The organism is Gammaproteobacteria bacterium, from assembly GCA_013816845.1.
Taxonomy (GTDB): domain Bacteria; phylum Pseudomonadota; class Gammaproteobacteria; order DSM-16500; family DSM-16500; genus Aquicella.
Genome location: JACDDU010000001.1, coordinates 562,211 through 582,357, shown reverse-complemented (window position 1 = coordinate 582,357; position 20,147 = coordinate 562,211). Strand labels below are relative to the sequence as shown.

Here is a 20,147-nt window from a genome sequence, read left to right as displayed (position 1 = left end):
AATATGCAAACTTTAACTTCGCAATTTCAGGTAAAAAAATTAAACGTTTCGGGACCTACTCCTGCAGAGCGTTCAATGCCTTCTGTTGCAACGCTAAACAATTACATTTATGTTTTTGGTGGCGTGAAAGACGATTTTAAAACAAGCGTTGATACATTTTATGATGATTTAAATCGATTTAATATAAAAGAAAATACGTGGGAAAATATTTCTACAAGAGGTGCCTCACCCAAGCCCCGAGCTTTTTCAACGTTGATAGCTGATGCCAATAATAATCGAATTTTATTATTTGGCGGTGTGCATTATGGTAAGAGTTTTTCGAACCTTGTGACATTTGATGATTTATGGGCTTATTCTCCTGACCAAAATACTTGGACGCAAATTCAGCCCGCTAATGAAGGCCCACAAGGTCGAGGTGGTGCCAGTGTCTGGTTAGATAATAACCTTATGTATGTTTTTGGTGGCGTGAAAGACTTCACGCATATGCTTAACGATTTGTGGGTTTACGATTTACAAAATAATACGTGGACTCAATTAGGTGAAGACAATTCAATCAATGCACCTACTGGACGATATACCTGTTATAACGATACAAAAGCGTGGAACGGAAAACTCTATTTATACGGTGGTGAAGGTATTGGAAAAAAAGGTTTTAGTATTACGAATGATACATGGCAATACGATATTAAGACTAAAACTTGGACTGATATTACGCCTTCTCCAGAAAATAATGTTACGCCCGCACGTGTTCAAGGCTCTATGGCTATCATTGACAATTCTTTATTATTGCAAGGTGGCGATATTAAAGAAAGAAGTGTTAAAGGTTGTGGCTCTCCTTTTCCAGAAAATGCAAATGATGAATTATGGCAATTTAATTTAGCAACCAAGGTTTGGTCTCCACTGACTGCAGACGGTGTGATTTTACCAAAACATAAACGTGCAGGTTCAACTGTCGTCGATAAAAAAATGTATATACTCTTTGGGTATGATTTTCAGTGCAACAATGAAAACGACTTAGGACAGGTTTGGAATAAAGATATTTATGTTTTGGACTTTAAAAATCTTAAATAAGGACTTAAAAGACCTTCAAAACCTCATCAAGATTTAACTGGATCTATTTAACTAGAGCTAATGTTGATCTTGCTAATCGTTAGTACCAACCAACCCACATTCCCTTATAATCTAACCTTCCACTCCTTTCGTTTATCATGCGAATTTGAAAATAATATTAAATCATGTTGTTACAGAGCGCTAAGTTGAAGGATAAATACTACGTTACGGATTAATAAGATAATTAAGCGTTTTCATCTATTTCATTATTTCTTACAAATTAAAAACTCTAATACTATGAATTAATTAAAGCTTAAAAATGATGTGAGTTAAAAGTTTTTAACCAAAAATCCCATGAAATTATATTTGAGGAGATATACTTAATTAATAAGAGACCATTACACAAAATATAAATAAGCATGAGAAGCTAATGGGAAATAAACATAAACATTATGATATAGCAATTGTTGGGGCAACAGGCGTTGTAGGTAATGTCTTAATTCAGCTATTAGAAGAACGTAATTTTCCTGTGCGTCACTTATATCTTTTAGCCAGCGAACAATCTCTTGGCTTAACTTTAAAGTTTAAAAATACAAAAATTGAAATTGTCGATTTAGCTAAATTTGATTTTAGCAAAGTACAATTCGCTTTATTCTCAGCCGGTGCTCATATTTCCGAGGCTTACGTACCTATCGCTGTGGATGCAGGTTGCGTGGTCATCGATAATACGTCTCAATTTCGTTATCAACATGATGTTCCTTTGGTTGTTCCAGAAGTTAATCCTGAAGCTTTAATGGAGTGGAAGAACACTCGTATTATTGCGAACCCTAATTGCTCGACCATTCAAATGGTGGTAGCGCTTAAACCCATTTACGATGCTGTTGGAATAGAGAGAGTTAATGTCGCAACTTATCAATCTGTTTCAGGATCAGGCCGAAAAGCTATCATGGAATTATTAAAACAGTCTGAAGTAATTCTACAAGGTAATCACGATCATATTAAAAGTGAAGTTTATCCTCATCAAATCGCTTTTAATATTCTTCCTCACATCGATGCTTTTCAAGAAAACGGTTATACCCGTGAAGAAATGAAGATGATATGGGAAACCCAAAAAATATTTGCAGATAATCATATCTTAGTTAATCCAACCACAGTACGTGTCCCAGTTTTTTTTGGTCACTCAGAAGCTGTTCACATTGAAACACACGATAAAATTTCAGCGAAAGATGCACGTGATCTTCTTGAAAAAGCCAACGGGGTGGTAGTGATGGACGATGGATTTCACAACACTTACCCCACAGCAGCAGGCGATGCAGAAGGACAAGATGCTGTTTTCGTGGGGCGTATTCGTGAAGATATTTCCCATCCTCGCGGCTTAAACATGTGGATTGTTGCTGACAATATTCGCAAAGGAGCAGCGTTGAATTCGATTCAAATCGCAGAATTGCTCATTAACGATTATTTTTAGGTACGATATATATGAAAAGAGTTCTTAAATTTGGTGGTTCCTCTGTTGCAACAGCTGATCGTATGCGACAAGTTGCAACTATAATTAATCAATATGCTGAACAAGATGAACTTGTTATTGTCGTTTCAGCTTTACGTGGGGTCACGGATCAATTAATAGAATGCGCAAAACTCGCCTCGGCCAATAAAACTCAATATCATGCCCTCGTCAAAATGATTGCAACACGTCATCATAATTTATTAAATGAATTATTAGATAGCAAGGTCACGCCTGAGGCGCTTAATAATTTGGATTCACTTTTACAAGAATTGGAAAAAATATTAGATAGCATTAGCATATTACATGATAATCATGCTCACGCTTGTGACTTAGTGGTAAGTTTTGGCGAAAGATTGTCAGCTGGAATTTTTGCAACCTTCCTAAATACGCAAAGGCCTGCGTGTTATGTCGACGCTCGGCAGTTTATTAAGACCGATCATCACTTTACTAAGGCTCAAGTTTTATTTGAAGAAAGCGAAATAGCTATTCAACATTATTTTTCAGCATTATTTAAACAGCAGCCGGATATTATACCCATTGTTACAGGATTTATAGGTTTAACGGATGATCATCAAGTAACAACGCTCGGCCGAGATGGTTCTAATTATACAGCTGAAATTATAGCAGCGGCACTAAACGTTGCAGAAATTCATATCTTTAGCGATGTATCAGGAGTCCATAGTGCTAATCCGAAGTTAATTGATAACACCATTAAACAACCACGTTTATCTTATGATGAAGCCAGAGAAATTTCTTTATATGATGGTAAAGTGTTAAACGCTTTATTAAAACCAGAAGTAATAGAAAAACAAATTCCTATCTGGGTTAAAAATACACTTAATCCGGTTGATCAAGGTACTTTGATTTCATCTTATACCGAGAAAAAAACTATAAAAAACGTCTCTTTAATGCATGACTTAGTTTTTATTTCGCTTTCCTCAAAACAAGTTTGCATGAAAGATATTACCAAACGTTTATTTAATATTTTACAGGCAGCAGAAGTTCATTATATTTTTGTTACCCAAACTTCAACAGCTGATGAAGCTTGTTTTGCTATTCTAGAAAAAGATATTGAAAAAATTCAGCAAATGGTAGCTCACGAATTCATTCATGAATTTAATAAAAATTTTCTTAGTATAGAAAAAAATAATGAACAAGCGATTATTATTTTAATTGGCGAAGAAGTTAAGCAAGCACTGGATAAACTAGGATCTATTTTTATTGGCTTACATCAAAATAATATTGTCTTGAAAGGGATAGTGCATGGTACCAGTAAATGCAATTTATCCTATATTGTCGATTCACACAAAAGTTTAAAAGCCTTAGAGATTATTCATAAAGCAATTTTTGGTGTAGAACAACCCAACAAAGTTGCAAGTGAGGCCTTAACCGGCTCTAGAAATGAAACAAAATCTATGCAGGACAAAAAAAATGCAAAGTTATATAAATAAATAAGGGGAGCAGAGCCCCCCAATATTTAAAAAAAGTAGTAAAATAGCTAGAAGAGGGAATAGGTGGTTTACAAAAATTGTAATGTAATCATGACTTGAAGGGATCATTATGGAAGTAACCAACCAAGCCGACTTAGATTTATCCATTACTTTGCTTAGTAAATGGCTAGAAAAAAATGCGCCGGAAGCTTCGATTAACTGGCTTAAAGAAAGTGAAAAGAAAATTATATCGGCAAATTCTGATGCACCGCTTTTCATGACCTTTAGTTCAATTCCGCGATATTTTGATAGTGATGTCCTTCCTTTATCTGAAAATGATTTGAAACAATTCTCCACCCTTCGTAAAAATTGGCACCCTTCGGGCTGGTCTTCTGCACAGTTAGCTCGCACCTATTTACTATTAAATTTTGCAAAGCACCGAGGCCAAGACTTCAAAAAGGCACTCGATAAAATTTTTGCTGCAGCAGATGTAAATGAATTGATAACGCTTTATCAAGCTTTACCTCTATTCCCCAATCCCAACGATTTCTTATTACATGCAACCAATGGTATTCGCAGTAATATGCTTTCTGTTTTTGATGCCATCGCCTTAAATAATCCTTATCCGGCTGATTTCTTCGATGAAATTGGTTGGAACCAAGTTGTATTAAAAACACTGCATGTGGATAGCAAAGTTGAGCAAATCATTGGACTCAAGCGTAGAGCTAATCCTCAACTTGCTAAAGCTTTAATGAATACTGCAGAAGAACGTTATGCAGCTAACCGGAAAATTCGACCCGAGCTTTGGAGCCTTATTGGTTTTTCATCAGATGCAGAAAGCATTGGCTTACTCAAAAGCTTTCTAGATGACAAGCGTGACATCTTACGTGATGGCGCTCTACTCGCATTAAATTGCAGTCAGTTACCTGAAGCTAAAAAACTTCTTGATCAACATGCTGCAAGAAATAAAGAAATGCAGAGTGATATTCAAAAAGGCCAAGCTTTTGAAAAAGCTTTAATTGATTAAAATTAATTGAAGAATACCAGGAGATTGTCATGGTAGATAAAAAAATGATGCTAATTGATCCCCACATTCATATGACGTCCCGTACAACTGATGATTTGGTTAAACTGAACAAAGCAGGCGTTGTCGCAATCATTGAACCTGCATTTTGGTTGGGACAGCCTCGAACTACTGTGGGTTCTTTCCAAGATTATTTTAGTAGTCTCATTGGTTGGGAAAGATTCCGTGCAGGTCAATTTGGCATTCGCCACTATTGTGCAATTGGTTTAAATGCGAAAGAAGCAAATAACGAAGCTTTGGCCGAAGAAGTAATGGAACTTATTCCATTATACGCATGTAAAGAAGGCGTGGTTGCAATTGGTGAAATTGGCTTAGATGATCAAACAGCTTTAGAAGAGAAATATTATCGTAGGCAATTGGATATCGCCAAAGAATTAGACATGGTTGTCAATGTTCATACTCCACATCGCGATAAGAAACAAGGAACTATTCGTAGTATGGAAATTTGCATTGAGCACGGCATTGATCCTAACAAAGTCATTATTGATCACAACAATGAAGAAACAGCAAAAGAGGTTTTAGACCGAGGTTTTTGGGCCGCGTTTACCATCTATCCTAAAACCAAAATGGGTAATGAACGAATGATTGAAATTTTAAAAACCTACGGCACCGACCATATTATGGTTGATAGTTCCGCGGATTGGGGTTGCAGTGATGTTCTTTCTGTTTATAAAACGTCGCAACTCATGTTGGAACGGGGCGTTCCCATTGAACAAGTGAGGCAAGTATGTTATCAAAACGCCCTGACTGCCTACGGACAAAGCGGCAAAATGAAAGAAGAGGATTGGACCCATCCCTCTGAAGTGGATGACAGAGCTTTATTCCAAGGGAACTCTGTATTGCGTGGCCAAACGTCAGGTTTGGATTATATAAGTGATAGTAACGTTGTGACTTAGTAAACTTCAGATTTTATTTTAAAGGTGGTATAGAGACATATGACCAAGTTAAATGCTTATTTGTCTCTTATTAGACCTGCGAATATTATTACTTCTTTTGCAGATATCTTCGCAGGTTTTGGTGTTGCCGCAATCCCTATTATTTTTAATCATCCAGAACTCTTACCCAACTTTCTGATGTCACTTTGCTTACTCTTAATTGCAACCGCTGGTTTATACAGTGGCGGTATTGTTTTAAATGATATTGCAGACGTCGAGTTGGATAAAATTGAACGTCCCGAACGACCTATCCCGAAAGGAATTATTAGTTTACGCAGCGCTACCCTTTCAGCTATTTCATTCTTAGTCATTGGTATAGCCGCGGCATTTATTGCATCGCCCATAAGTGGCTTCATCGCAGTAATTATTCTATTACTCATCCTTAATTATAATTTTTTAAGTAAAGATTCTCTGTGGCTTGGCCCTCTCAGTATGGCGCTATGTCGATGTGGAAATTTGTTGTTAGGACTAAGTATCAGTCAAACGCATCTCGAAATTTACTGGGTACTTATGTTTATTCCACTATTTTTTATCTCAGGGGTTACTTTAGTAAGCAAAGGTGAAGTTTTGGGAAGCTCCCGTGCACTATTAATCGCAGGGTTGCTCTTGTACTGCATTGCACTCATCTTAGCGTGCGCATTGGGCTATTTTCCTAATTACGCTTTCTATTCATCTTTACCCTTTTATCTGTTATTTATATTTTTTTCCTTCTTCACCCTTTTTAAAGCCATTTTGACACCCAGCCCTGAACGGGTTAAAACAGCCGTTGTAGCAGGTATTCTTTCTTGGGTCATTTTGGACGCAGGAATTGCCGCGGGCTTCGCTGGGATTTGGTATGGCGTTTTTATGGTAGCTCTAATCATCCCTGCAATGCTCTTATCACGTCGTTTTGTTATCTCTTAAAGAAGACTCCCTTCTTAAAGCTTTAAATGCCATTTTTCACTTATCTTTTTGATTTTTATATAAAAAAACTCTTAACACTTATTGGTCAAAGCTTGTCTATACTTTAACTATATTGAGTTTAATTTATACATTAATCATAAAAAAGGTGGCATATGAAGCTTATCAAAGTCCTGAACCAATCCTTTGCAGTTAATTACAATTACGAAGCCTATTTTACCGAAGGCGTCTTTGAGCTAGATAACACCATCTTAACTTCTGTTGTTAAAAAACAAGCCAAAGGTCCCGCTAAAATTTTGATTGTCATCGATGAGCGCATTGCCCAAACGCAACCCCAATTGATGGATCAAATTGATGCGTACATGAAGGCACATAGCGATGTACTCACATTGTGCGAGCCACCGCTAAGAGTCACAGGTGGTGAGCCCATTAAAAATGATCCAAAAGTCCTTGAAGAAATTTATCAACACATCAATGACGATCGTATTTGTCGCCATTCTTATATCATTGCTATTGGTGGTGGTGCTTTACTAGATGCTGTTGGTTTTGTTGCAGCAACTGCCCATCGCGGTATACGTTGTATACGAATGCCAACGACTGTCTTGTCACAAGATGACTCGGGTGTTGGTGTAAAAAACGGCGTTAACCATTTTGGTAAGAAAAACTGGATTGGTACATTCGCTCCACCTTATGCTGTCATTAACGATTTTCAGTTTTTGAAAAGCTTAGAAGTGCGAGATTGGTTATCTGGATTAGCAGAAGCGGTCAAAGTCTCTCTCATTAAAGACGCAAGTCTCTTTCAATTTATTAGAGAAAACAAAGAAAAAATTCGTTATGAAAAAGATCCAGTTGCTATGCAAGAAATTATCTGGCGATCAGCCGAATTACACATGCTTCATATCGGCACGGCAGGCGACCCGTTTGAATTAGGATCATCACGCCCCTTAGATTTCGGTCACTGGGCCGCGCATAAATTAGAACAACTAACCAACTATCGATTGCATCACGGTGAAGCGGTTGCAATTGGTGTAGCGTTAGACACGACATATTCCCATTTAATTGGATTGTTAACTGCAAAAGAATGGAAGCAAGTTTTAGAAACCTTAGAAGGACTAGGACTCAATCTATATGTTCCAGAGTTATCAGCAATTACGGAGGATCCTGAATCTAACGAGAGTATCTTTAGAGGATTGACAGAATTTCGTGAGCATTTAGGGGGCGAGCTTACCATTATGTTGCTCGATAAAATAGGGAAGGGCATTGAGGTTCACTCTGTCGATTTTCAAGCTTATCGTCGTGCAATTGACATTCTAAAAGATCGTTACGGTGAAAAAACTGAATCCAAAACTAAAAACACAAAAGCCCTAGGAGAGTTATGATTATAGATCAGAAGGGATTTTTTGATTTAACATACTGTTCTAATATTCATCGCGGGGAAACATGGGATGAAGTGTTCACAGCACTGAAAACCCATGTTCCCCAATTAAAATCACATCTCGCACCTGATAAAAAATTTGGTATTGGTTTACGTTTATCAAACCAAGCAGCTGTTGATCTCTTACATCATTACGAATTAGACCATTTTAAATCGTGGCTCAATGAGCATCAACTTTATGTGATGACGATTAATGGTTTTCCTTATGGACAATTTCATGATCAACGTGTGAAAGAGCAAGTCTATGCTCCGGATTGGACCCAAGTCACACGTCGGGATTATAGTTTTCGATTATTAAAAGTGCTGGAAGAATTAACACCGCCCGGTGGAGAAAGTGGTTTCTCTACTTCACCTTTATCATACAAGCCATGGTTAAATGCAAAAAGCACCAAAGAAGTGTACAACCAATCCAGTTTGTATTTAAGTGAAATAGTTAAAAGTATGGCCCTTCAATATCAAGATTCGGGAAAATTAATTCACATTGATATAGAACCTGAACCTGATTGTTTAATAGAAACCGTCGATGAAGCGATAGATTTTTTTAGCAATTGGCTCATTCCTATCGGTGGGAAAAATCTTGCTAAATTAATGAATATTTCACTCACTGAAGCTGAGGAACACATTCGACGCCATGTACAAATTTGCTATGACATTTGTCATTCGTCGGTCGAGTACGAAGATGCTGCCGTAGTTTTTGAAAAATTAAAGAAAGCAGGAATTCTAATTGGCAAAGTTCAAGTCAGTGCGGCACTCAAATGCAATTTAGAAAAAGATCCTAAGCGTCGTGATGCAGCACTTCAATCCTTATCACAATTTATTGATCCAGTTTATTTGCACCAAATTATTCAAAAAAACGCCGACGGTAAACTTGCTCATTATGCTGACTTAAATCATGCTTATCTTACCAATCGTTTGAAAGATAAGGATCAAGCTATGCAAGAATTGCGCACTCATTTTCATGTGCCCATTTTTTTAGAGCAATACCATGAATTAGAATCAACTCAAAGTGATATAATAAAAGTATTCAAACTCTTACAAGAAAATAAAGCCGCAAGTCATTTAGAAATAGAAACATATACTTGGGAAGTACTACCGAAAGCGTTACAGCTAGATATTAATGCTTCGATTGAGAGAGAATACAAATGGATTATGCAGCAATTTTAAACGGATGAATAAGTAATGAAAAAAACCCTTGTTATTAATGTTGTAGGATTAACTCACTCACTTATTGGTGAGAATATGCCTTTTCTTTCGCAATGGACGAAGGCTGGGAAGGTAACCTACATTAAGCCCGCGCTTCCTGCTGTAACTTGTTCTGTTCAAACTTGTTATGTCACTGGAAAGTGGCCAAGCGAACATGGCATTGTTGGCAATGGTTGGTATTTTCGGGATGAATGTGAAGTTAAATTTTGGCGCCAATCTAATAAGTTAATCACAGCTCCCAAGATTTGGGACGTCGCCAAGGAAATGGATCCTACTTTTAGTTGTTCCAATATGTTTTGGTGGTACAACATGTATTTAACGGCTGACACTTCCGCAACACCCCGACCCATTTATGCTGCAGATGGCAAAAAATTTTCTGATTGTTATACCTACCCAGCAGAGTTACGCAATATTTTACAATCTAAACTTGGCACATTTCCTTTATTTGATTTTTGGGGACCGAAAACATCGATTAAATCTTCAGACTGGATTGCGAAAGCTGCTATGGAAGTAGAAAAACTACGTCCAAGTACCTTGACCTTAATTTATTTACCTCATTTAGATTATGATTTACAACGCGTGGGCCCTGATGACGCAAGTGTCGTTGCGAAGAACCTTCAGGAAATAGATAAAGTATGTGAAGACTTAATTACATTCTATGAAGCAAGAGATACGCAAGTTATTGTGCTCTCAGAGTATGGCATTACCAATGTCAGCCAACCGATCGATATTAATAGAGTTTTACGTCAACATGGCTACCTTGAAGTTCGCGAAGAACAGGGTGGTGAATTACTGGATGCAGGTGCTTCTGCAGCATTTGCAGTAGTCGATCATCAATTAGCACACGTTTACGTGAATGACTTGAGTAAACTTGAAGAAGTTAAAAAATTATTAGAATCGGTTCCGGGTATTGAGTCGGTGTTTGGTGAAGAAGATAAAGTAAAGCATCACTTGAACCATCCTCGGTCAGGTGAATTAATTGCCGTAGCCGATGCTAAATCTTGGTTTACTTACTATTACTGGTTAGATGAAAACAAAGCACCCGATTTTGCGCGCACTGTGGATATTCATCGCAAGCCGGGTTATGACCCTGCGGAACTTTTTGTCGATCCAAAAATCAAAGCGATCAAACTTAAAGTAATGCTTAAACTTCTTAAGAAAAAGTTAGGTTTTCGTTATCTGCTTGATGTCATCCCTCTCGATGCAACATTAGTAAAAGGATCACACGGCCGTTACCCTGATACAGATCAAGAAGGGCCGCTCCTTATTTCCAAACAAAGTAATTTATTATCTAAAAATAATATTGAAGCGGTTGAAGTTTTCGATATTATTCTCGATCATTTAAAGAATGAATAACCTTGACTGAATATTCTTTTAAAGAATTACTTTCATCTAGATTTTAATTTCTGATAATAAGCAATTAAAGCAGTTGTTGCACAATCCGTTGAAATACTTTGGTCTTCATTTTGTAATAAGTTTAAAATTTTAGGCAATAGTTGCTTGCCTAGCTCAACACCAAATTGATCAAAAGCATTAATATTCCAGATAACACTTTCAACAAAAATTTTATGCTCATAGAGTGCAATTAAAGCGCCTAGGTTTTTTGGTGTCAGCTCGTCAATTAATAAAATATTACTTGGTTTATTTCCTGGAATCATATGATGGGGTGCTAAAGCTTCTGCTTCTTCATCTGTATGATGCGATGCTAATAATTCTTCTTTAGCTTCCTTAATAGTTTTACCACGCATGAGCGCTTGAGCCTGGCTTAAACAACTTGCCATTAAAATATCATGATGGTTTGCCGTCTCATGATAATGATTTTTTCCTATTATTATAAAATCAACAGGAATCATTTGAGTGCCTTGATGCAGCAATTGATGATAGGCATGCTGTCCATCACAGCCTTCTTGACCAAAAATAACGGTGCTAGTTGTATACTGAACGTGCTCACCTTTCAACGTTACACTTTTACCATTACTTTCCATTTCAGCTTGCTGTAAATAAGAAACAAAATGTCGCAATCGATACCCATAAGGAGCTATTGCCTTAGCTGTTGCACCAAAAAAATTTATGTACCAAATATCTAAAAGAGCCAGGATAAACGGAAGATTTTTTCCTAAGGGTGCGCTACGAAAATGCTGATCCATTTCATCAGCACCTGCTAAAAATTCCTTAAAATTTTCATTGCCAATCATAAGCGCTAGCGGCAAGCCAATTGCCGACCAAATGGAGTAACGACCGCCAACCCAATTCCATATTGGAAAAATATGGGATGACTCAATACCAAATTCAATCGCTTTTTTAGAATTTGCAGTGATAGCGATAAAATGTTGTTTGAGATCACGGTCACCTAATTTTGTTTTCAACCAATGACGAATGGATTTAGCATTCGTGAGGGTTTCAATCGTTGAAAATGATTTGGAGGAAATAATAAACAGCGTTGTTTCAGGATCAATTTGATTGAGGACATCATGTAAGTAAGCGTCATCGACACCTGAAAGAAAATAACTGTGTAAATTTCCATGGCTAAAATCTGCCAAGGCTTCAGTAGTCATGAGCGGCCCAAGATACGAACCGCCAATGCCAAGATTGACGATAGTTTGAATAGCTTTTCCCGTTGAACCCTTCCATTCACCTGATAATATTTTATCAACAAAAAAGGCGATGTTGTTTTTAACGGTTGCAATTTCGGTACTAATATTCTGCCCGTTTAATGTTAACGATTTATTACTTAAATCACGTAAGGCTGGATGCAAAGCCGGTTGTTTTTCAGTAAAATTAATTGCATCACCCGCAAAAAGACTTTTAATTTTGGCTTCTAAATCAAGGGCTAACCCGAGTTCAATAAAGAGATTTATCGTATTTTCATCTATACGATTACGAGAGTAATCCACTAGAATGTCGCCAACTCGTAAAGAAAAACGCTCAAAGCGCTTAGAATCGCGATTAAACCAGTCTCGCATCGAATGCGAGGCTATTTCTTTTTGATGTGCAACTAGGGAAATCCAGGGTGTAAGTTCAGTTATTTTAGTCATTTTTGGATTATAATTAATTAAAGTAGAGGTTTAATTTTCTTAAAAAGGAGCTGGCTTGCAGTATATCTCATTGCAACTTAGTGTTCCAAGCAAGACATTCTTATTAGGGGAATATATTGTTCTCCGCGGTGGACCAGGTCTTATCCTCACAACGAATCCGCGCTTTGAATTGTATGCTTCGCAACACGCCGACGAAAACCATGCGAGCGCATTAGAAATTCATGCTGATAGCCCAGCTGGAAAACTCATTAAATCGGACATTTTTTATCATAGTTATCACATTACATTCCAAGACCCTTACCAGGGCCTGGGTGGTTTGGGTGCGTCGAGCGCCCAATTTGTTATGGTCTTTGCCTTAAAAAATCATATTCTTGATCAGAAAATAAATGATACTGAAATGTTGAAAAAATATTTGCAAGTTGCTTGGGAAGGAAGCGGTACCCCACCGAGCGGTGCAGATGTCATTGCGCAATTGCATGGTAAAGTTTGTTACTTTGACAGCCAAAGTAAATATCACCAAACCTTCGCTTGGCCTTTTGAAACATTACAATATTGTCTCATCCACACCCATGATAAACTTGCAACCCATACGCATTTGCAGCAATTAAATTATCAAGGGGATGATGAAGTTTTAAAACGAATTGTTAAACAGGGTATAGAGAGTTTAGAGGAAAATAAAGCGCAAGGCTTTATTGAGAGTATCAATCAATATGGTGAAGCTTTAAAACAAAGAAATCTCGTTGCGAGCCGAACACTTGCAATTCTTAATGACCTTGCTAAGCTGCCTGAAATTCTTGCCAGCAAAGGATGCGGCGCAATGGGAGCGGATATTATTTTAATTTTATTTGACGAACAACATCTCAATAAAATTTTAACGTGGTTGCAAAAAAAACAGCTCCATATCATTCAATATGGTAAGGATGCTGCCCATGGTTTAGAAGTAAAGGCGATGTCGATATGAATAAACAAGCAGAACAAATTATTTTGGTTAACCCCCAAGATAAAAAATTAGGTTTTATCGAAAAATTAACTGCACACCGTTTCGGCATGCTTCATCGTGCTTTTTCTGTTTTTATTTTTCGCATTCGCAACCATAGGCTTGAAGTTTTATTACAGCAACGTAGCAAAGCAAAATATCATGGTGGGGGACTCTGGACTAATACTTGCTGTTCTCATCCTCATCCAAAAGAAAAAATTAAACAGTCCGCAGAAAGGCGCTTATTCGATGAAATGGGCATACATGCCAAACTTAAATATTTAGATAAATTTCATTATATCGCTAAGTTTAACAATGGCATGACTGAAAATGAAATCGATCATGTTTTTGTTGGGGATTATAATAATGATAAAATTAATATTAACCCTAATGAAGTTGAAAGTTACAAATGGGTTACCATTCCTCAGTTGGAACGCGGCTTGTCAACGCGACAGAAAATGTATACCCCTTGGTTGCAGCAAGCGCTAACGATTGCTATACAGGAATATCCTGCAAAGCTTATTCGAAGATAGAAACAAGCTCGATTTTAGATTGAGTGGGTGGTGTTTTATCCCAAAGACTTAATACATATCCGCCTATCCCTGCACCTGTTGGCTTGACCGCGATCGCACCTAACTGATGCAACTCATCAATATGCTTTTGTAATTCAGGCGGTATTAAATTCCACGATTCGAAGCAATGATTGGCATGATCAATAGCTGCTTGCAATAAAGGTAAGCCTCGATCCGCACCCATCTTTAAGCTTTCTTCTATCATAAGTACGCTCTGGCGCATTTCCTCATCAATTGCTTTTGCAACATCGGGATTATTGTGTCTAATTTTTTTAACATGATTCACAGCTTCACTCGTATTTTTTCCGTATCCAGAATAAGAAAGATAGAAGAGGGGTTGCCAATTGGTTTGAATTTCATGGATCTCGCCCGACTTTTCAAAATGAACAATATGATTAGCAATAGCACCAGCGATATCTAGTCCGCTGCTTTGTCCATGAAATATATTTTCGAGTTTTCGAGCGAATTCAAATAATTTATCTTCTTCTAGCCATTGAGACCAAATAAAAAAACGAGTAATCGCCACACATAAGGCGGAAGAGAAACCCACTCCTGCCCCCATTTGTATATTATTTTCTAAATCAAATTTTCCTTTTATTTCCCATTTATTTTTCTTAAGTAGCTGCAACCCGCTCATAAACGTATTCCAAAAAAACAATCGAAAAGTATCTTCATAAGGTGTCCTGCAAACAAGCTCTAAGGGGAGCTCAGAAGGCTGAAAACTAAGTGACATGGACATTTGGACGATCGGGGCAACAAGGGCAGGGCAACCGCTTAAAACCGCATGCTCGCCAGCAAGGATGCATTTAGCGTGTGCCGAAGTATGGAATGGGGTTTCAATCACTGATTTTTCTCCTTTATTTTTTTAGTATAGACCATCGAAGCGACCTAAAGATTATATTGTAACTTATTGATTAATATTATTTAAATTGCTTACCATTCACCGTCGTCCCAAATCTCCCGCTTTTATTTATATTTTGCTATAATAGCCTGCTCAATTTTTGAACCGCCCATGTAAAAATTTACTCAAATAATTTGATCGACATGTGCCCTCAGGTAAAAAATCATGAATACATTAAAAAGAAAATTAATTTCGATGGGTCTTATTTTGTTTTTGCCTCTCGCAACGTACGCAAGTGAAGATCGTATCAGCCTATTTTCACTGGATCATTATGATCAAACGCTATCGAATTGGTTCAAACCCAATGATGCTGATTACGAAAAAGAATTACTCACTGCCAACTCGCAACAAAAACGTCTTGCTATTTATATCGATCGTTATTTTGGTTCTACATCACCATGGAACCCTGAGTATGTTAATCAGATTTTACATTATGCTTCTCCCAATGATTTAAAAACGAACGAACAAAATTTGTTAATAAATTTTAGCAACACCGGTAAATCCGATAGTGAAATAGGTTATGGAGAAAATTACCGGCCTTACAGCCAAGCTTGGATTGATAAAATTAGCAAAAACATTAACCTCGCACAATTTGATAACCTTATTTATCAAGATGGGAATCGTGGCATAGCTATTGATAATCTCCATGCTCGCGCGCTACCTACCGATGATGTGCATTTTTACTCTTTCAAATTGGCCGGTGAAGGTTTTCCTTTTGATAATTTACAAATGTCATCTTTATGGGCCGGCACCCCAGTGTATATTGTTGGAGAAACGCGAGATCGCGCGTGGGCGTTAGTCGTTACACCGGATTTTATCGGTTGGGTTAAAAGTCTTGGTATTGCAAGGACTAATTCTTATTTTGTTAATACATGGACACTTGCCGCTAAAAATAAGCTGGCAGCCATTATCGAAACAGCAACGAGTCTGGTCGATAACAAAGGTAAGTTATTATTGCAATCTTATGTAGGTTCAGTATTTCCAGTGGATACTGCAAAGGGCATGAAGCTCATGGTTCCCGTTAAAGATACTGATGGGAATGCAATTATTAAAAATGCTGTAGTTTCCCCGAGTCAAGCAGTAATCATGCCTTTAGCAGCTACACCAAAACATTTTGCACTGATTATGAAAACGCTAATTAATCGGCCTTATGGTTGGGGCAGTATATATTTATACAATGATTGTTCGGCGGAACTTAAAAGCTTATTAACACCCTTTGGCATTTGGATACCACGCCATTCTTCCGACCAAGTAACCCAAGGAAAAATAGTGGACATGACTTTTGCTACTACAGAAAAACGCCTAGCTTATCTCATGGAAAATGGCGAAAAGTTTTTAACATTGGTGTATTTGGGCGGCCATGTGGTGCTTTATGTTGGCAATTATCCAAATCCTTATGATCACCAATCGCTTATGGCGATGACTTATCAAAATATGTGGGGTCTCCACCCAACGCCTTCAACACGACGTGCAGTTATAGGTCAGTCAGTGCTCTTTCCTATGCTGCTTAAATACCCCGAAGATACAACGCTCGCATCGCCTGCGAGTGGCAAATTTTTTCAACTTTCTTACCTAAGTGAAGTTCCTAATGCCAATGCGCAATTAATACAGAAATTTTTCGATATCAAATCACTAATGTTCCCAAGTAATTTTATGACACCATAATGAAGCAGGGGCTTCCTGCTTCAGGTGATGGGAGTAACAACTTAGTCTTGAACCGGGGCGGGGTTACGCTCACTAAAACTATTCTGATGCCAGTAGGGATAAATGGGCGTCCGCTTAGTCACAGCATTAAGCTTTTCCATATGTTGCGGCGTTAAATGCCATCCCAGTGCACCTAGATTTTGGCGAAGTTGCGTTTCATCTCTTGCACCAATGATAACATTGGCAACAGTTGGTCTTTGCAACAACCAATTAATTGCAATTTGTGGAATTGTTTTTCCAGTTTCTTCTGCGATTTGATCCATCACATCAATAACCTCAAAAAGATATTCATCAGGAACGGGGGGTCCCATTTCAGCCGTTGCATGTAAACGACTTACTTTTGGCATCGGTTGACTACGGCGAATTTTTCCTGTTAACCGACCCCATCCAAGCGGACTCCAGACAACTAAACCTACTTGTTGATCTACAGCAAGCGGCATAAGTTCCCACTCATAATCTCGACCGATTAAAGAATAATAACCTTGATAAGCCACATAGCGACCTAAACCATATTTTTCCGAAACGGCTAACGATTTCATTAAATGCCAACCTGAAAAATTTGAACATCCAATGTAACGTACCTTGCCACTTTGGATAAGATTATCAAGTGCACTTAAAGTTTCTTCGACCGGTGTCTTAGCGTCAAAACCATGCATTTGATAAAGATCAATGTAATCTGTACCTAAGCGTTTCAAACTTCCCTCACACGCTTCGATGATGTGATAACGCGAAGAACCTACATCATTGGGACCTTTCCCAAAACGGAAAGTTGTTTTGGTAGAAATAAGCGTCTTATCACGTCGCCCTTGAAGCGCTGCTCCCAGCACTTCTTCAGCAAGACCATCAGAATAAATATCTGCGGTATCAAACATATTGACGCCTGCCTCTAAACAAATATCAACAAGTCGCGTCGCTTCCTTTACATCGGTAGAACCCCAGGCTTTAAAAAAATCACCCCGTCCACCAAAAGTACCTGTGCCGAAACTCAAAACAGGCACTTGCAGCCCTGAGTAACCCAGTTGTCGATATTCCATTACGTTCCACCTTGAAGTTGGTTTAGATGATGTTAATTGTATGCTAATTCTCATCAAGAATTAAAACAATTGCAGCACTGACCCTCACGATCCATACAAATTATTCTTTAAAACTTTCCAGGACGGCAGACGCTTTTAAAAGCAATGTTAAGCAAGCGATGCTCACGTTTTTTCACATAAGATAGTCATGCGGTGTTACCTCTTCGATAAGTATAAATTCAATTTACCTTTTGACTCATCATGATACCCAGGTATTTTTCTTATTTCGTTAAGCCCTCTCTCTTCAATCTCTGCGACCCAAGTAAAAAGTTTTTTTCTAATCTGTAAAGGGATTCTATGTAAGATATTTTTACATTAATAGCAAGCTCAACAATCTTGATCACATTAGTCAACAATATATCTTCGAGCTAATAAAAATTAGGTATTGAAGGTCGTCTAAAATTAGAAAATTTCAGATAGTATTATGATGTGATATAAAGTAGAAAAAATAGTGATACATTTATTAGATTATTGGGTATTACAATTGAAAATGTTTTCATTCTAGGCTTGGTTATTAAAGCCCAGTTTATTTTGAAGCAAAAATTGTCGCTTAGTGAGTGTCGGTTTTTTTCGGGACGAGAACATTCATGATGGATGTTATTTACCATTCATGAGGGAGATGCACAGGATGAAATCAATAAGCAGTGCGTTTCAAGAAAATGTTTCAAAGCAAGTTCAGTCATGCTGCCACCTTATTTAAAACGTAACTAATGAATTTTTTAAAAAAATAAAATTTAGTCTCTATTATAAATGTGATTCGATACTTAAATGATTTTGAAATTGGTTTGATGAATAACCCAAATTAAACCTACAAGAAGATACGCGAAACATGTCGCAACGAAGCCCTGGAAAGTGCTAAGCATTCAGGTTAGATAGAACGAGGGTGGAACCAGATTGTTTCAGAGACCAACTGGCCAAAAGCAATCCCGTCTATGGGATTGCTTCTCGCGTTGTACAAGCCAGCATGACAATTGATTCATTGATGCTTTACTTGATGTTTACATCATACTTAACGCTTTGTGAGAGCTTTCCAGAACAATTAGAATAGAGAAAATAAACATAATCTCCAGGGCGCCCAGGTAAAGTTCTATCAATAAACTTTCTTGTTGTTCCTGTCCAAATAACTCGATTTAACCAGTCACTAACTTGATAGCCTGAAATTGGATCAGAGTTAGCAGGTTCCTGCCAAGTTAGAACGACCTTCTTTTTATCCTTAGATACCTGTGCATTGATCTTAGTGGGTGCTAAGCAAGTTCCCGGAGGAGGTGGGGGAGTATTGCCCCAGACTGAATAAGCTTTGATGCTTTGCACATACATACTCGCAGTTTGTAAATGTGGGTTCGTTGCACCTGCATAAGGCCCCCCGACAGCTACCGCCGTGATTAAATAAAACCCACCATTGGGATCGCTAAAACCTCGCGCCATAGCAGCTGGACCATCTCCTGGTAAAGTTTCGGTGCGCAGGGGACCCCATTGTTTTTTATTGTCAAAATAACCTGTCATGATCACACCGCCGCGCGTGCTTTTAGGATCAGGCTCCCATTCGAATCCCCAAGTGTGAAACGTAGAATACAAGGGGTCAGTGGTTATCGCATTAGGTAAATGCATACCTATGCCTTTGCAATCGTTGCCACCACATCGGGGATCGTTACCATTAAAATGTAATGCAGCTGTACCGACATTGATTCCTTCAGATTTTTTGTAAGCTTCAAAAATGTCAATTTCACCATTACTTGGCCATGGGGTATCCTTTGTTGGTAATAACCAAACGGAAGGCCATAAACCTCGGGTGTAAGATTGTGGCGCCGCACCTCTTTGACAAAGGCCGTCATCACTCGTGTCGCATTTTGGTAATTTTACTTTTGCTTCAAAGTACCCATGCTTAATATCTTTTGTGGTGAATTGAACGCTTTTCGTGGGGGCATTATAAGGTGGTTGATCTAAGTTATGCCGCGTCATAATTTCACCGGACTTGAAGAAACCAGCGTTGATACGTTTGGCTGTTAATTTCAATTGTCCCGGGGCATTAACGCCATCAGTATAAGACTGAACTAAGCTTGCATCGAACACATTTATTTCACCGGATTTACGGTGATCATAATTTGTAGGTGCATAATAACGCAAACCATTTGCGGCTCTATCGTTTAGAATATCTTTTACTACCGTACAACTAATTTTATTGTTGAAAGGACATGGTGCAGCTTGGATTTGGGTACTGCCTACAATACTAAATAGTAGCAATGTTAATTGCTTAATCTGAATTTTCATAATCGTTCCCTCGATAGATACAGAATTTTGTAATGTACTTGCTCAAGGAAAAGATAGCAACATCTGGGTTCTAA

At 37.9% G+C, this 20,147-nt stretch carries 16 protein-coding genes; 12 read left to right on the top strand and 4 right to left on the bottom strand.

The window, feature by feature from the left end:
- The first annotated feature begins 3 nt into the window (after positions 1-3).
- The 9 genes from H0W64_02695 to H0W64_02655 all read left to right on the top strand — a co-directional run bounded on the left by H0W64_02695 (position 4) and on the right by H0W64_02655 (position 10,900).
- Entirely contained in the window at positions 4-1,071 is a 1,068-nt protein-coding gene (locus tag H0W64_02695; protein ID MBA3660612.1) for a hypothetical protein, read from the top strand.
- 409 nt (positions 1,072-1,480) lie between these two features.
- The gene (locus H0W64_02690) at positions 1,481-2,518 is read left to right on the top strand and encodes an aspartate-semialdehyde dehydrogenase (GenBank protein MBA3660611.1); all 1,038 of its coding nucleotides are present in this window, start codon (positions 1,481-1,483) and stop codon (positions 2,516-2,518) included.
- 11 nt (positions 2,519-2,529) lie between these two features.
- Positions 2,530-4,008 carry an aspartate kinase gene (locus H0W64_02685; GenBank protein MBA3660610.1) on the top strand — a complete coding sequence of 493 codons (1,479 nt, stop codon included), beginning with the start codon at positions 2,530-2,532 and terminating at the stop codon, positions 4,006-4,008.
- Positions 4,009-4,117: 109 nt separating this feature from the next.
- Positions 4,118-5,014, top strand: a complete 897-nt coding sequence (locus H0W64_02680) for an EboA domain-containing protein (protein ID MBA3660609.1) — start codon at positions 4,118-4,120, stop codon at positions 5,012-5,014.
- Between the two features lie 29 nt (positions 5,015-5,043).
- Positions 5,044-5,967: a TatD family hydrolase gene (locus H0W64_02675; GenBank protein MBA3660608.1), complete on the top strand. Its 924-nt coding sequence runs from the start codon at positions 5,044-5,046 to the stop codon at positions 5,965-5,967.
- A 39-nt stretch (positions 5,968-6,006) separates the two neighbouring features.
- The gene (gene eboC, locus H0W64_02670) at positions 6,007-6,909 is read left to right on the top strand and encodes a UbiA-like protein EboC (protein MBA3660607.1); all 903 of its coding nucleotides are present in this window, start codon (positions 6,007-6,009) and stop codon (positions 6,907-6,909) included.
- A gap of 152 nt (positions 6,910-7,061) precedes the next feature.
- Positions 7,062-8,285 (top strand): 3-dehydroquinate synthase, encoded by a 1,224-nt coding sequence (locus tag H0W64_02665; GenBank protein ID MBA3660606.1) that lies wholly within the window; start codon positions 7,062-7,064, stop codon positions 8,283-8,285.
- Positions 8,282-9,505 (top strand): metabolite traffic protein EboE, encoded by a 1,224-nt coding sequence (eboE, locus tag H0W64_02660; protein MBA3660605.1) that lies wholly within the window; start codon positions 8,282-8,284, stop codon positions 9,503-9,505. Before H0W64_02665 ends, eboE begins: the two co-directional genes overlap by 4 nt.
- A 15-nt stretch (positions 9,506-9,520) precedes the next feature.
- Positions 9,521-10,900, top strand: a complete 1,380-nt coding sequence (locus tag H0W64_02655) for an alkaline phosphatase family protein (protein MBA3660604.1) — start codon at positions 9,521-9,523, stop codon at positions 10,898-10,900.
- A gap of 32 nt (positions 10,901-10,932) precedes the next feature.
- On the opposite strand, the gene pgi is transcribed toward H0W64_02655, so the two are convergent.
- On the bottom strand, positions 10,933-12,579 hold the full coding sequence (pgi, locus tag H0W64_02650; GenBank protein ID MBA3660603.1) for a glucose-6-phosphate isomerase: 1,647 nt from the start codon (positions 12,577-12,579) through the stop codon (positions 10,933-10,935).
- 55 nt (positions 12,580-12,634) lie between these two features.
- Here pgi and H0W64_02645 point away from each other — a divergent pair, with 55 nt between their 5' ends.
- Positions 12,635-13,540, top strand: coding sequence for a hypothetical protein (locus H0W64_02645; GenBank protein ID MBA3660602.1), 906 nt, complete (start codon positions 12,635-12,637; stop codon positions 13,538-13,540).
- On the top strand, positions 13,537-14,088 hold the full coding sequence (gene idi, locus H0W64_02640; GenBank protein ID MBA3660601.1) for an isopentenyl-diphosphate Delta-isomerase: 552 nt from the start codon (positions 13,537-13,539) through the stop codon (positions 14,086-14,088). Before H0W64_02645 ends, idi begins: the two co-directional genes overlap by 4 nt.
- On the opposite strand, the gene H0W64_02635 is transcribed toward idi, so the two are convergent.
- Entirely contained in the window at positions 14,075-14,971 is an 897-nt protein-coding gene (locus H0W64_02635) for a hypothetical protein (GenBank protein MBA3660600.1), read from the bottom strand. The two genes, idi and H0W64_02635, sit on opposite strands and share 14 nt — an antisense overlap.
- A 222-nt stretch (positions 14,972-15,193) precedes the next feature.
- Here H0W64_02635 and H0W64_02630 point away from each other — a divergent pair, with 222 nt between their 5' ends.
- Positions 15,194-16,693 (top strand): SH3 domain-containing protein, encoded by a 1,500-nt coding sequence (locus tag H0W64_02630; protein ID MBA3660599.1) that lies wholly within the window; start codon positions 15,194-15,196, stop codon positions 16,691-16,693.
- Between the two features lie 41 nt (positions 16,694-16,734).
- On the opposite strand, the gene H0W64_02625 is transcribed toward H0W64_02630, so the two are convergent.
- Positions 16,735-17,766, bottom strand: a complete 1,032-nt coding sequence (locus H0W64_02625) for an aldo/keto reductase (GenBank protein ID MBA3660598.1) — start codon at positions 17,764-17,766, stop codon at positions 16,735-16,737.
- A gap of 1,026 nt (positions 17,767-18,792) precedes the next feature.
- Positions 18,793-20,073, bottom strand: coding sequence for a glycoside hydrolase family 16 protein (locus tag H0W64_02620; protein MBA3660597.1), 1,281 nt, complete (start codon positions 20,071-20,073; stop codon positions 18,793-18,795).
- Positions 20,074-20,147: the final 74 nt, after the last annotated feature.